This window comes from Pseudomonas sp. MDT1-17 (genome assembly GCF_054898105.1).
Window position 1 is genome coordinate 2,519,062 of the sequence record NZ_JBUBVM010000001.1, and the last position, 12,455, is coordinate 2,531,516.

General features: G+C 59.8%; 12 protein-coding genes. 4 read left to right on the forward strand and 8 right to left on the reverse strand.

All coding sequences use genetic code 11. The annotated features are described in order from the left end of the window. The first annotated feature begins 28 nt into the window (after positions 1–28). The 3 genes from ACYZTX_RS11635 to recR all read left to right on the forward strand — a co-directional run bounded on the left by ACYZTX_RS11635 (position 29) and on the right by recR (position 2,345). Positions 29–367, forward strand: coding sequence for a YbaB/EbfC family nucleoid-associated protein (locus ACYZTX_RS11635; protein ID WP_008028561.1), 339 nt, complete (start codon positions 29–31; stop codon positions 365–367). A 262-nt stretch (positions 368–629) separates the two neighbouring features. Continuing rightward, a complete protein-coding gene (locus ACYZTX_RS11640) occupies positions 630–1,664 on the forward strand; it encodes an NADP-dependent oxidoreductase (protein WP_462034165.1) in 1,035 nt (344 codons plus the stop codon). Between the two features lie 78 nt (positions 1,665–1,742). Beyond that, positions 1,743–2,345, forward strand: coding sequence for a recombination mediator RecR (recR, locus tag ACYZTX_RS11645; protein ID WP_462034166.1), 603 nt, complete (start codon positions 1,743–1,745; stop codon positions 2,343–2,345). Positions 2,346–2,452: 107 nt separating this feature from the next. Here the strand turns inward: recR and ACYZTX_RS11650 are convergent, their stop codons facing one another. The 8 genes from ACYZTX_RS11650 to ccoG form a co-directional block, all read right to left on the reverse strand. Further along, entirely contained in the window at positions 2,453–3,001 is a 549-nt protein-coding gene (locus ACYZTX_RS11650; RefSeq protein WP_462034167.1) for an adenine phosphoribosyltransferase, read from the reverse strand. A gap of 78 nt (positions 3,002–3,079) precedes the next feature. Next, complete coding sequence (gene fnr, locus ACYZTX_RS11655) at positions 3,080–3,814, reverse strand: fumarate/nitrate reduction transcriptional regulator Fnr (RefSeq protein WP_462034168.1); 735 nt, start codon at positions 3,812–3,814, stop codon at positions 3,080–3,082. A gap of 128 nt (positions 3,815–3,942) precedes the next feature. Beyond that, a complete protein-coding gene (hemN, locus tag ACYZTX_RS11660) occupies positions 3,943–5,325 on the reverse strand; it encodes an oxygen-independent coproporphyrinogen III oxidase (RefSeq protein ID WP_462037024.1) in 1,383 nt (460 codons plus the stop codon). Positions 5,326–5,593: 268 nt separating this feature from the next. Then, positions 5,594–6,277: a sulfite exporter TauE/SafE family protein gene (locus ACYZTX_RS11665; protein ID WP_462034169.1), complete on the reverse strand. Its 684-nt coding sequence runs from the start codon at positions 6,275–6,277 to the stop codon at positions 5,594–5,596. Next, complete coding sequence (gene ccoS / locus ACYZTX_RS11670) at positions 6,270–6,488, reverse strand: cbb3-type cytochrome oxidase assembly protein CcoS (protein ID WP_007905420.1); 219 nt, start codon at positions 6,486–6,488, stop codon at positions 6,270–6,272. The genes ACYZTX_RS11665 and ccoS overlap by 8 nt, the downstream gene beginning before the upstream one ends. Before the next feature lie 22 nt (positions 6,489–6,510). Next, complete coding sequence (locus ACYZTX_RS11675) at positions 6,511–8,961, reverse strand: heavy metal translocating P-type ATPase (protein ID WP_462034170.1); 2,451 nt, start codon at positions 8,959–8,961, stop codon at positions 6,511–6,513. 173 nt (positions 8,962–9,134) lie between these two features. After that, positions 9,135–9,677: a FixH family protein gene (locus ACYZTX_RS11680; RefSeq protein ID WP_462034171.1), complete on the reverse strand. Its 543-nt coding sequence runs from the start codon at positions 9,675–9,677 to the stop codon at positions 9,135–9,137. A gap of 11 nt (positions 9,678–9,688) precedes the next feature. Next, the gene (ccoG, locus tag ACYZTX_RS11685; RefSeq protein ID WP_462034172.1) at positions 9,689–11,095 is read right to left on the reverse strand and encodes a cytochrome c oxidase accessory protein CcoG; all 1,407 of its coding nucleotides are present in this window, start codon (positions 11,093–11,095) and stop codon (positions 9,689–9,691) included. 359 nt (positions 11,096–11,454) lie between these two features. On the opposite strand from ccoG, the gene ACYZTX_RS11690 reads away from it, so the two are divergent. After that, a complete protein-coding gene (locus ACYZTX_RS11690) occupies positions 11,455–12,453 on the forward strand; it encodes a metallophosphoesterase family protein (RefSeq protein ID WP_462034173.1) in 999 nt (332 codons plus the stop codon). Positions 12,454–12,455 lie beyond the last annotated feature (2 nt).

The window sequence follows — 12,455 nt, forward strand, 5'->3', positions numbered from 1 at the left end:
TTATCCAAGTACTTTTGAGGTGATTCCCATGATGAAAGGTGGCATGGCCGGCCTGATGAAGCAGGCGCAGCAGATGCAGGAAAAAATGGCCAAGATGCAGGAAGAGCTGGCCAACGCCGAAGTCACCGGTAAAGCCGGCGGCGATATGGTCACCGTGGTGATGACCGGTCGTCACGACGTCAAGCGCGTGACCATCGATCCAAGCCTGGTCGAAGGCTTGAGCGAAGACGACAAAGAGATGCTGGAGGCTGTGTTCGCCGCCGCCGTCAACGATGCCGTGCGCAAGATCGAAGCCAACAGCCAGGATAAAATGTCCGGCATGACCGCTGGCATGCAACTGCCACCGGGTATGAAACTGCCATTCTGATTCGCCAAAGCGTGTCGGATGGGCTACAAAAAAATGCCAGGCATCACGCCTGGCATTTTTGTTTCTGTCTGTTGGAAATGTGGTGCCTGTGAAGCAGCCTTCGCGAGCAGGCTCGCTCCCACATGGGAACGCGGTCACCTGTGGGAGCGAGCCTGCTCGCGAAGAAGTCAACTCAGTCTCAGATAGAAACATCGAACGCCATACCATCACAACGGTCTGCTCCCTTATACCGCCGAATTCATCGATCAAAGGAGACGCTCACATGCCAGACGCATTGACCCTCAACCAACGTATCGTTCTGGCGTCCCGCCCGGTAGGCGCGCCGACGCCGGAGCATTTCCGCCTGGAGCGCGTTGCGCTACCGGACCTGGCCGACGGTCAGGTGCTGCTCAAGACCCTTTACCTGTCGCTCGATCCCTACATGCGCGGACGCATGAGCGACGCGCCGTCCTACGCCGCACCGGTTGAAATCGGCGAGGTGATGACCGGTGGCGCTGTCAGCCGAGTCGAGCGCTCGTTGAATCCGAAATTCCACGAAGGTGATCTGGTGGTGGGCGCCACCGGTTGGCAGAGCCACAGCATCAGTGACGGTCGCGACATCATTCCGGTGCCGTCCGGGCTGCCGAGTCCATCGATGGCGTTGGGCGTGCTGGGCATGCCGGGCATGACTGCCTACATGGGGCTGATGGACATCGGCCAGCCCAAGGCCGGCGAAACCCTGGTGGTTGCGGCGGCGTCCGGGGCGGTGGGTTCGGTGGTGGGTCAGGTGGCGAAGATCAAGGGCCTGCGCGTGGTCGGCGTGGCCGGTGGCGCGGACAAGTGCCGTTATGTGGTTGAAGAGCTGGGCTTCGATGCCTGCATCGACCACAAGAGCCCGAACTTCGCCGATGAATTGGCCAGGGCGTGCTCCGAGGGCATCGACATCTATTACGAAAACGTCGGCGGCAAGGTATTCGATGCAGTGCTGCCGCTGCTCAAGCCTAAGGCGCGAATTCCTCTGTGTGGCCTGATTGCGTCCTACAACGCCCACGAAGCACCGAGCGGCCCGGATCGCCTGCCGCAATTACAGCGCACGCTGTTGACCAAGCGTGTGCGCATCCAGGGCTTCATCGTATTCGACGACTATGGCGACCGTCAGCCGGAATTCGTCAGTGCCATGGCGCCGTGGGTGCGCGACGGCAAGGTGAAGTTCCGCGAAGACGTGGTCGATGGCCTGGAGCAGGCACCTGAAGCGTTCATCGGTCTGCTGGAAGGACGCAACTTCGGCAAACTGATTGTTCGGGTCGCCCAGGACTGAGTAATTGACGCTGCAATTTGACGCTAAACAGAGGCGCGGGTATAAACCGCGTCTCGTTGTTTTGTCGGACTTTTCCCCATGAGCTTCAGCCCTTTGATTCGCCAACTGATCGACGCCCTGCGAATTTTGCCAGGAGTGGGTCAGAAAACCGCCCAGCGCATGGCGTTGCAGTTGCTCGAACGTGATCGCAGCGGCGGCTCGCGGCTGGCCCTTGCATTGAGCCAGGCCATGGAAGGGGTGGGCCATTGCCGGTTGTGCCGCACGCTGACTGAAGATGACCTCTGCCCGCAATGCGCCGATAACCGTCGCGACGACACCTTGCTTTGCGTGGTGGAAGGCCCGATGGACGTCTACGCGGTGGAGCAGACCGGTTTCCGTGGTCGCTACTTCGTGCTCAAGGGCCATCTGTCGCCGCTCGACGGGCTCGGGCCGGAAGCCATCGGTATTCCGCAACTGCTGGTGCGGATCGAAGACGCGGGCACTTTCACGGAAGTCATCCTTGCGACCAACCCGACCGTGGAAGGTGAAGCCACAGCGCATTACATTGCCCAATTGCTCAGCAACAAAGGCCTGATCGCCTCGCGCATCGCCCACGGCGTGCCATTGGGTGGCGAACTGGAATTGGTGGATGGCGGGACGTTGGCGCATTCGTTTGCCGGGCGTAAGCCGATCGTTTTGTAGTGTCTGGACTACCTATATCGCGAGCAAGCTCGCTCCCACATTGGATTTGTGGTGTTTACAAAACCCCTGTGGGAGCTTGCTCGCGATGACGTCAGCCCAGACGCCGCTTACTTATCAGTCAACGCAAACTGCGTCAGGCAAAACGTTGGAATACCCATGTCTTGCAGACGCTGCGACCCGCCCAGCTCTGGCAAATCAATGATCGCCGCCGCTTCATGAACCCGGGCACCCATGCGTCGAACCAGGTTCGCCGCCGCAATCAGCGTACCGCCCGTGGCGATCAGGTCATCGAACATCACCACCGAATCGCCCTCGCACAGGCTGTCGGCGTGCACTTCGAGGAACGCTTCGCCGTACTCGGTCGCATAACCCTCGGCCAGCACGTCGGCCGGCAGCTTGCCTTGCTTGCGGAACAGCACCAGCGGCTTGTTCAGTTGATAGGCCAGGACCGAGCCGATCAGAAAACCACGAGCGTCCATCGCACCGATATGGGTGAAGTCGGCCTCGACATAACGATGGGCAAAGCTGTCCATCACCAGGCGCAGGGCCGTGGGGGACTGGAACAGCGGGGTAATGTCGCGAAAGATCACGCCCGGTTTGGGAAAGTCGATCACGGGGCGGATGAGGGATTTGATGTCGAAGGAGTCGAAGGCCATCGTCGAAGAATCCTGGCAGGTTGCAAACGTCGCAGTATAACGGCGGCTGAACCATTTCGCTCAGCCGCAATGGCGAAATCAGCCTTCTAGCGAACCGCCGGCCAGGGCGCAGAGCTGGATCGGGTCGAGGATATGGATTTCCTTGCCTTCAGCGGCAATCAGTTCGTTTTGCTGGAAACGAGTGAATACCCGGGACACGGTTTCCACCGCCAGGCCCAGGTAATTACCGATTTCGTTGCGTGACATGCTCAGGCGGAACTGGTTGGCCGAGAACCCCCGGGCGCGGAAACGGGCCGACAGGTTGACCAGAAACGTGGCGATGCGCTCGTCGGCGGTTTTCTTCGACAGCAGTAACATCATTTGCTGGTCGTCGCGAATCTCGCGACTCATCACGCGCATCAACTGACGACGCAGTTGCGGCAGTTGCAGCGCCAGTTCGTCGAGGCGTTCGAAAGGGATTTCACACACCGATGTGGTTTCCATGGCTTGCGCCGAGACCGGGTGTTTTTCGGTGTCCATGCCCGACAAGCCGACCAGTTCACTCGGCAGGTGGAAACCGGTGAGTTGTTCTTCGCCGCCATCGCTCAGGCTGAAGGTCTTCAGGGCGCCAGAGCGTACTGCATAAACGGAATCGAACGTGTCGCCCTGGCGGAACAGGAATTCGCCCTTTTTCAGTGGGCGACCACGTTTAACGATTTCGTCCAGCGCATCCATGTCTTCCAGATTCAAAGAAAGTGGCAAGCAGAGGGGGGCCAGGCTGCAATCCTTGCAATGGGCCTGGCTATGAGCGCGCAGTTTTACTGGCTCGGACATTTCTTCAATCCTTGTGGGAAAACACACATAAGCCGTAAGGGTAACCCACGGGAGGACATTCAGGCACGCGGCGATTTTGTCGCAGGGTTGTAAAGTCAGCGTTTCGTAGACCGGCAGCGAGGTGATTGCTAGATCACCCGTGAAAATCGCTGGCGATTTTGCTGTTCCAGGTACGCGTCGAACACCATGCACACCGAGCGCACCAGCAATCGTCCGCCGGGCAGCACGGTCATCCGTTCGTTATCAAGCTCGATCAGTCCGTCGTCGGCCATTCCCTGCAACTGTGGCCACAGTTCGCCGAAGTAGCCTTGAAAGTCGATATTGAAGGTTTGTTCGATCTGGGCGAATTCCAGGCTGAAAGTGCAGATCAGTTGTTGGATGACCGCACGTCGCAGACGGTCATCGGTGGTGCACAGCAGACCGCGGCTGGTGGCCAGCTGTGCGCTGGCCAGCGTGTTCTGGTAATAATTCAGGTCGCTGCTGTTCTGGCAATACAAGTCGCCGATCTGGCTGATGGCCGAGACGCCCAGGCCAATCAAGTCGCAATGACCGTGGGTGGTGTAGCCCTGGAAGTTGCGTTGCAGGGTCGATTCTTCCTGAGCAATCGCCAGTTCATCGTCGGGCAGCGCGAAGTGGTCCATGCCGATGTAGCGGTAACCGGCCTTGGTCAGCTGCTCAATGGTGCCCTGGAGCATTTCCAGTTTCTGCGCCGGTGTCGGCAGTTCGTCGCTGTTGATTCGCCGTTGCGGCATGAAGCGTTCTGGCAGGTGCGCGTAGTTGAACACCGAGAGGCGGTCCGGTTGCAGGTTGATGACTTCATCGACGGTGCGGGCGAAATTCTCGGGTGTCTGTCTCGGCAAGCCGTAGATCAGGTCAATGTTGATCGAGCGAAACTGCAGCGTGCGGGCAGCTTCGATCACCGCGCGGGTTTCTTCCAGGCTTTGAAGGCGATTGACCGCACGTTGCACCGCCGGGTCGAGGTCTTGCAGACCGATACTGACCCGATTGAAACCCAGTTCACGGAGCAGGCCCATGGTCGACCAATCGGCTTCGCGAGGGTCGATTTCGATGCTGTAGTCGCCGGAATCGTCGTCCAGCAAGTTGAAGCTTTTGCGCAACTGGGCCATCAACTGGCGCAGTTCATCGTGATTGAGAAAGGTCGGGGTGCCGCCGCCGAAATGCAGTTGCTCGACTTTCTGCGCGGGGTCGAGGTGGCAGGCGATCAACTGGATTTCCTGCTCCAGACGCTGCAGATAGGGCAGGGCCCGGCCGCGATCCTTGGTGATGACTTTGTTACAGGCGCAGTAGTAGCAAATGTTCGCGCAGAACGGCACATGCACGTACAGCGACAACGGACGCAGGGCCTTACGGCTTTCGCGCAGCGCATGGAACAGGTCGAAGGTGCCGACATGACCGTCGAACTGCACGGCAGTCGGATACGAGGTGTAACGCGGTCCCGCCAGGTCATAACGGCGGATCAGATCGGTATCCCAACGAATGGCGTCGAGCAACATGCGGGCATTCCCCCGGATAGGCTGGCAGTGTCAGCGAGTCTAGGGGGCGGCGCGGTGGGGCATCTTGATTTGCATCAACGGTGTCATTGCCAAACATCACCCTGTAGCGGCTGCCGAGCCTGCGAGGCTGCGTTCGGCGGCGCAGCCGTCGTGAAATCAGACTGTGCGGTGTGTCAGGTGAATTTGGTACTCAGGGTTTACGACGGCTGCGCCGCCGAACGCAGCCTCGCAGGCTCGGCAGCTGCTACAAGAGTGCGCCGTCGATCTAATGGCCCATGAGCCAATGCTGATGCGGTCCCGGCAAGGTCCAGATGCCGAACAGAATCACCAGTAACCCGCCCGTCATGCGCACGCTACGCTTGCGCAACAACGCCGTGACCCGCTCAGCCGCCAACCCCGTGGCGAGCAACACCGGCCAGGTGCCCAGCCCGAACGCGAGCATCAAAAGCGCACTGTCCAGCGCATTGCCCTGACTCGCCGACCACAGCAACGTGCTGTAAACCAACCCGCACGGTAGCCAGCCCCAGAGTGCGCCCAGCAGCAACGCACGGGGTACGCTCGACACCGGCAGCAGTTTGTTGGCAACCGGCTGAATATGCCGCCACAGGCCGCGACCGAGGCTTTCGATGCGGGTGAGGCCGCTCCACCAACCGGCGAGGTACAAGCCCATGGCGACCAACAGCAATCCGGCGATGACGCGCATGAACAGCGCCGCCGGGCTGTTGGCCACCGCCCAGCCGGCCAGACCGATCAGCAGGCCGGCCGTTGCATAGCTGAGAATTCGCCCCAGGTTGTAGGCCAGCAGCAGTCGAAAGCGTCGGCTGTGTTGCTCCTTGGGAATCGCCAGGGTCAGCGCGCCCATCAAACCGCCACACATGCCCAGGCAATGCCCGCCCCCGAGCAGACCGAGAATCACCGCAGACACCAGCAGCGGCGCCAACTCAAGCATGGGGAGGGGCCTTGTCGTCCGGTTTGGCCGGATGGCCGCTGGCCTCGTCGACGGCCGCCTTGTGGTTAGGGTCCTGGTCGTCGAACAGAATGCTGTGGGCCGGGCCGTCGAGGTCGTCGTACTGACCGCTGTCGACTGCCCAGAAGAAGATATAAATAGCGATGGCCACGATCAGCAGCGCGGCCGGGATCATCACGTAGAGAGCTGGCATCTGGACTCCATGCCCACGCGGCTCAGGCCGGCAGCGGGCGGGTTTCTGGCGTGGCGCTGACCGCAGGCGTCTTTGGCATGCGAGTCAGGCGCAGGGCGTTCAGCACCACGGTCAACGAACTGATGGACATGCCGACCGCGGCCCATACCGGCGTGATCCAGCCAAGGGCAGCGAACGGCAACATGAGGCCATTGTACAGCCCGGCCCACAGCAGGTTCTCGATGATTACTCGACGGGTGCGCCGAGCCAGGCTGAAGGCTTGTACCAATGCGTCGAGGCGGTTCGACAGCAATACCGCGTCGGCACTGGTTTTCGCCAGGTCGGTGGCCGAGCCCATGGCCACGCTGATGTCGGCGGCAGCCAGCACCGGAACGTCGTTGACTCCGTCACCGAGCATCAACACCTTGCGGCCTTCCTTGTGCAGCTGTTGCAGGACTCGCAATTTGTCGTCCGGGCGCAAGCCGCCATGGGCTTCATCGATACCGAGTTCCGCGGCGACACTGGCGACCATCGGCGAGCTGTCGCCGGACAGCAACAGCGTGCGCCAGCCGCGAGACTTGCAGGCGGCGAGCAGGGCGGGTGCGTCGGCACGCAAACGGTCGTCGAGAACAAACCATGCCAACGGCCCCTGGCTGTCGCCGAGCAACAGCCATTGACCGGCTTCATCCGGCATCAACGGCACGGCAGCGCCACTGAGTTCACAGACAAAACCCGGTTGGCCGATGCGCAAGCGTTGCTCACCGACCAACCCTTCGAGGCCAAGCCCCGGCGTGCTGTGGACTTCTTCGGCAGCGAGCGGCGCGCGGCCAAATGCGCGGGCGATCGGATGTTCAGAGCGGTTTTCCAGGGCGGCGGCCAGGCTCAGGTATTGATCGCTGTTAAGTGCGCCGAGCGGGCGAATCGAACGCAAGACCAGGCGACCTTCCGTCAACGTGCCGGTCTTGTCGAAAATCACCGTGTCGATCTGGTTCAGGCCTTCCAGCACATGGCCGCGAGTCAGCAGCAAACCGAGTTTGTGCAGTGTCCCGGTGGCGGCAGTGAGGGCGGTCGGCGTGGCGAGGGACAAGGCGCACGGACACGTCGCAACGAGCATCGCCAAAACAATCCAGAAGGCCCGCGACGAATCCAGTTCCCACCAGATCAGGCCGATGACGGCAGCGGCAATCAGCGACAGCAGCAGGAACCATTGCGCGGCGCGGTCGGCAATTTCAGCCAGTCGCGGCTTCTCGGCCTGAGCACGGTCCAGCAGGCGGACGATGGCGGACAGTCGGGTGTCTTGACCCAGCGCCAGGACTTCCACGGTCAGTGCACCTTCGACATTCAGGGTGCCGGCGGTGACGGCATCGCCCGGTGTACGCGGCTGTGGCAGGTATTCACCTGTCAGCAGGGACTCGTCGATGCTCGATTGACCGTCGAGGACCTTGCCGTCAGCCGGAAGGATGGCGCCGGGATGCACCAGCACCTGATCGCCGACGCGCAGTTCACTCAGCAGGATCCGCTCGCTCTGGCCATCGGCACTCAGGCGCAGGCACGAGGCGGGTAACAGGTTGACGAGTTGCGCGGTGGCGGCGGCGGTGCGTTCGCGGGCACGGCGTTCCAGATACCGTCCGGCCAGCAGGAACAGCGCGAACATGCCCACCGCATCGAAATACAGTTCACCGACGCCGGTGATCGAAGTCCAGATCCCGGCGATGTAGGCACTGCCAATGGCCAGCGAGACCGAGACGTCCATGGTCAGGTGGCGGGTGCGCAAGTCACGCATGGCGCCTTTGAAGAATGGCGCGCAGCTGTAGAACACGATCGGGGTGGTGAGAAATAGCGCGACCCAACGCAGGATAGTGTGCAGCTCAGGGCTGAGATCGATGTTGAATTCCGGCCAGGTGGCCATGGTCGCCATCATCGCCTGGAACCACAGCAGCCCGGCCACGCCGAGTTGGCGCAGGGCCAGGCGGTTTTCGCTGGCCAGTTGTTCGCTGGCGCGGTCGGCTTGATAGGGGTGGGCGGCGTAGCCGATATGACGCAATTCGCTGAGCACCTGGCTCAGCGGCAGTTGCGCGTCAGCCCAGCGCACGTGCAGGCGATGGTTGGACAGGTTCAGGCGCGCTTCAGCCACCGCCGGCAAGCCGCGCAGGTGTTTCTCGATCAACCAGCCGCACGCGGCGCAACTGATGCCTTCCATCAACAGGGTGGTTTCGGCGAGGTCGCCTTCGTGGCGGACGAAGGGGGCTTGTACATCGGCGCGGTCGTACAGCGCCAGTTCGTCCACCAACTGCACCGGCAGCGCTTCGGGGTTGGCCGATGACTCGCTGCGATGCTGGTAGTAACTCTCCAGACCGCCGGCCACGATGGCTTCGGCCACGGCCTGGCAACCCGGGCAGCAGAACTCGCGGGTCTCACCGAGGACGGCAGCGGTGAAGCGGCTGCCGGCCGGGACGGGAAGGGCGCAGTGGTAGCAGGGGAGTGGAGTGGTCATGAGGTGGAGTCTATATCGTCCGGGAGGGGCCTCATCCCTGTAGGAGCTGTCGAGTGAAACGAGGCTGCGATCTTTTGATCTTGCTTGTTCTTTAAAAACAACATCAAAAGATCGCAGCCTCGTTTCACTCGACAGCTCCTACAGGTTTCACAGGTTTCACAGGTTTGCAGGGTTTACGGTTTTTTCAGGTCTTCCGCCCCCTGCAGCGGTTCATCACCCAGCAGCAAATCCTTGTCATGGCTGACCTGTTCTTCTTCAAACATGCGCCAGATCTTGTCGTCCTGTACGCCCAGCAGTTCGACAAAGCGGCGTCCATCGACCTTGTCGCTCAACTGGCCAATGTAGCGGCCCTGTTCGGTTTCGCTGCGCGCCAGAGTGATCTTGCGATCCTTCTCCGGCTGGGTCGGCGAGATCAGGTTCAGCTCCAGGGTTTTGGGTTGGCTGTTGCCGCTCAGGTGCAGATCGACTTCGCCGGTCACGTCGTCCAGATGAATACTGGCGCGCAGCAGCAGGGTCTGCGCCAGCAGTTCACGGTCCAGGGAGCGGTTGATGCCTTTGCCGGCCTCGTAATAGTTATCGTTGACGAGGTTGTCCGGATTTTTCACCGCGATCGTCACCATGGACAAGGTCAGGGTCACGGAACACGCCAGGATGGCGATGATGATCCACGGCCAAAGGTGCTTGTACCAGGGACTTGCGGCAGTTGGTGCGGGCATGATCACTTCTCTCAACGAACTTGTGGGCCGATGAACCGGCTCTTGGCTTCAATGTGGACGTTGTTGTCATCGGCATCCTTGAGGATGAATTTCACCTCGTTGGTGCTCGATGGCAGTTTTTCCGGAGCGATGGACAGTTCGACCGGTTGGCTGAAAATCTCTCCGGCGGCGACCTTGATCTCGCGCTTGCCTTGCAGCTTGAGGTCCGGCAGGCCAGCGGCTTCGAGCAGGTAGGTGTGGTCGCGTTGATCCTTGTTCATGATCTTCAGGCTGTAGACGTTTTCGATGTGGCCTTCGGCGTTCTCGCGGTACAGCACGCGGTCCTTGCTGACGTCGAAACCGACCAGCGAACGCATGAAGAACGCGGACATCAGCAAAGCGATCATCGCCAGCAGCACCGTGGCATAGCCGATCAGGCGCGGGCGCAGTTTATTGGTTTTTTGCCCGGACAGGTTGTGCTCGGTGGTGTAACTGATCAGGCCGCGCGGGTAATCCATCTTGTCCATGATGCTGTCGCAGGCATCGATGCAGGCCGCACAGCCGATGCATTCGACTTGCAGGCCGTCGCGGATGTCGATACCGGTCGGGCAGACCTGGACGCACATGGTGCAGTCGATACAGTCGCCCAGCCCCATGGCCTTGTAGTCGACGCCTTTCTTGCGCGGGCCGCGGCTTTCACCACGGCGCGGGTCGTAGGACACGATCAGGGTGTCTTTGTCGAACATCACACTCTGGAAGCGCGCGTACGGGCACATGTAAATACACACCTGCTCGCGCAACCAGCCGGCATTGCCGTAGGTGGCGAGGGTGAAGAAACCGACCCAGAAATATGACCAGCCATCGGCCTCGCCGGTGAAGAAGTCGATGGTCAGCTCGCGAATGGGCGAGAAGTAACCCACGAAGGTCATGCCGGTCACGAAGCCAATCAACAGCCACATCGAGTGTTTGCTGAGTTTGCGCAGGAATTTGTTGGCGCTCATGGGCGCTTTGTCGAGTTTGATGCGCTGGTTGCGGTCGCCTTCGGTGACCTTCTCGCACCACATGAAAATCCAGGTCCAGACACTCTGTGGGCAGGTGTAGCCGCACCAGACTCGCCCGGCGTACACGGTAATGAAGAACAGGCCGAAGGCGCTGACGATCAGGATCCCCGAGAGCAGGATGAAGTCCTGAGGCCAGAAGGTTGCGCCAAAGATGAAGAATTTGCGCTCCGGCAGGTTCCACCAGACCGCCTGATGGCCGCCCCAGCTCAGCCAGACCGTCCCGAAATACAGCAGAAACAGCCCGGCACCGCCCATCATCCGCAGGTTGCGGAACAGGCCGGTGAAGGCGCGGGTGTAGATCTTTTCTCTAGAGGCGTAGAGGTCGACGCTGTTGTTCTTGGCAGGTGTGACGTCGTGTACCGGAATCTGGTTGCTCATCATTGCATCCCACGGCAGTGGAAAAATGCCTCGGTCAGTACATGCCGGCCGCGGTCAAAAAGAGGTGTTGCAGTGGCGCAATGATACGCCTGTCGCTCTGGGTCAGGGGTGCGACCTTTGGTCGCGTTGGGTGGCGGGGGCGGATAGTGTAGCGGATGTAACAAGTCGTGACCCAAGTCAATTGACTATAGCTGCTTCATGGCGTTGGCCTTGGTGGGTTGCGGTGGAGGTCGACATATCCGTTAGTAATCTAAAAAGCCACACTAATTGTCTTGTCGTCGGTATTGCCATAAGTTTGGAAGTGCAGCACGCAACGCATGTTTTATTTAAGTAACTACTTTGTCATGAAAAGGATTTCTATGAACTTAAACTTTAGGCCCCCGCGATGGCTGGGGCTGTTTCTATTGCTGGCCGGGATTCAGGCATGGGCCGTTGAAGAATTACCCGAACACTTGATCTTCGCTTCTGATTCGCAATATCCATGGAGTGATCTGACCGATAAAGATATCCGTGATCCGAACGTCGAAAAGCGTTCGGCTGAGCTGATTGACGCGCAATATTCCAGTATGGCCAGTTTTCGCAAGCTCAATGGCGGTGCGGCTCGAGTGCCGGTCATGATCAATGGGGACATTACGTCGTTCGGCCATGGTGGCGAACGTTCGTTCATGCGCGCCGTGTTCGAGGATAAACTGGAGGGTGTCTATGACTACGGGCTGGGTAATCACGATTACGCCAATAACGTAGATGATTGTTTTCTGAATAGTTGTGCGGCTGGAAGTGTTGATGATTTAAAAAGCCGTTATTGGGGGAAAGTTGATTCGATGGACTTGGGTGCCCGAGCATCGGGGCTAGGCACAACCTATTACGGCAGTCTCGCCTATTCAAAAACCTTCGGTGATGTGCACATGGTTCAGTTGCACAAGGAGCCGACTTATACCGTTACCTTCACGTCAGGGCTCGTCAAGACGACCACCTATGAAATCACCGATGCGCTTGACTGGCTGGATAAAGATCTGGCTCGGGCACGGGCTGACGGTAAGATCATTATCTTGAACATGCATCAGGTCTATGACTGGAAAAAGGCTAGCGCGGCTCAGATCAAGCGCTTCAGGGAGATGATCAACACCTACAAGGTTACCGCGGTGTTCGGTGGTCATGACCATTGGGGCGTTGGATGGTATGGCCGTGGGAAAGAGCTTTTTGGCGACGTGCCGGTTTTCCTGAGCGGATCGTCTTCGCAACAAACGTATCTGATCGCCAGTTTTATCGAGGACAGGCAGACCCTTGAGGTCAGCGTCGTCAAAAACAATGACTGGTCCACTCGTCGAATAGAAGCCGAACCGCGAGTGCGCAAGTAACA

Excerpts from the sequence above, each read along its gene's own strand:
- ACYZTX_RS11675 (WP_462034170.1), bottom strand. The coding sequence starts at position 8,961 with ATGACCACTCCACTCCCCTGCTACCACTGCGCCCTTCCCGTCCCGGCC.
- ACYZTX_RS11650 (WP_462034167.1), bottom strand. The coding sequence starts at position 3,001 with ATGGCCTTCGACTCCTTCGACATCAAATCCCTCATCCGCCCCGTGATC.
- ACYZTX_RS11665 (WP_462034169.1), bottom strand. The coding sequence starts at position 6,277 with ATGCTTGAGTTGGCGCCGCTGCTGGTGTCTGCGGTGATTCTCGGTCTG.
- fnr (WP_462034168.1), bottom strand. The coding sequence starts at position 3,814 with ATGTCCGAGCCAGTAAAACTGCGCGCTCATAGCCAGGCCCATTGCAAG.
- ccoS (WP_007905420.1), bottom strand. The coding sequence starts at position 6,488 with ATGCCAGCTCTCTACGTGATGATCCCGGCCGCGCTGCTGATCGTGGCC.
- ACYZTX_RS11640 (WP_462034165.1), top strand. The coding sequence starts at position 630 with ATGCCAGACGCATTGACCCTCAACCAACGTATCGTTCTGGCGTCCCGC.
- ACYZTX_RS11690 (WP_462034173.1), top strand. The coding sequence starts at position 11,455 with ATGAACTTAAACTTTAGGCCCCCGCGATGGCTGGGGCTGTTTCTATTG.
- ACYZTX_RS11680 (WP_462034171.1), bottom strand. The coding sequence starts at position 9,677 with ATGCCCGCACCAACTGCCGCAAGTCCCTGGTACAAGCACCTTTGGCCG.
- ccoG (WP_462034172.1), bottom strand. The coding sequence starts at position 11,095 with ATGAGCAACCAGATTCCGGTACACGACGTCACACCTGCCAAGAACAAC.
- recR (WP_462034166.1), top strand. The coding sequence starts at position 1,743 with ATGAGCTTCAGCCCTTTGATTCGCCAACTGATCGACGCCCTGCGAATT.
- ACYZTX_RS11635 (WP_008028561.1), top strand. The coding sequence starts at position 29 with ATGATGAAAGGTGGCATGGCCGGCCTGATGAAGCAGGCGCAGCAGATG.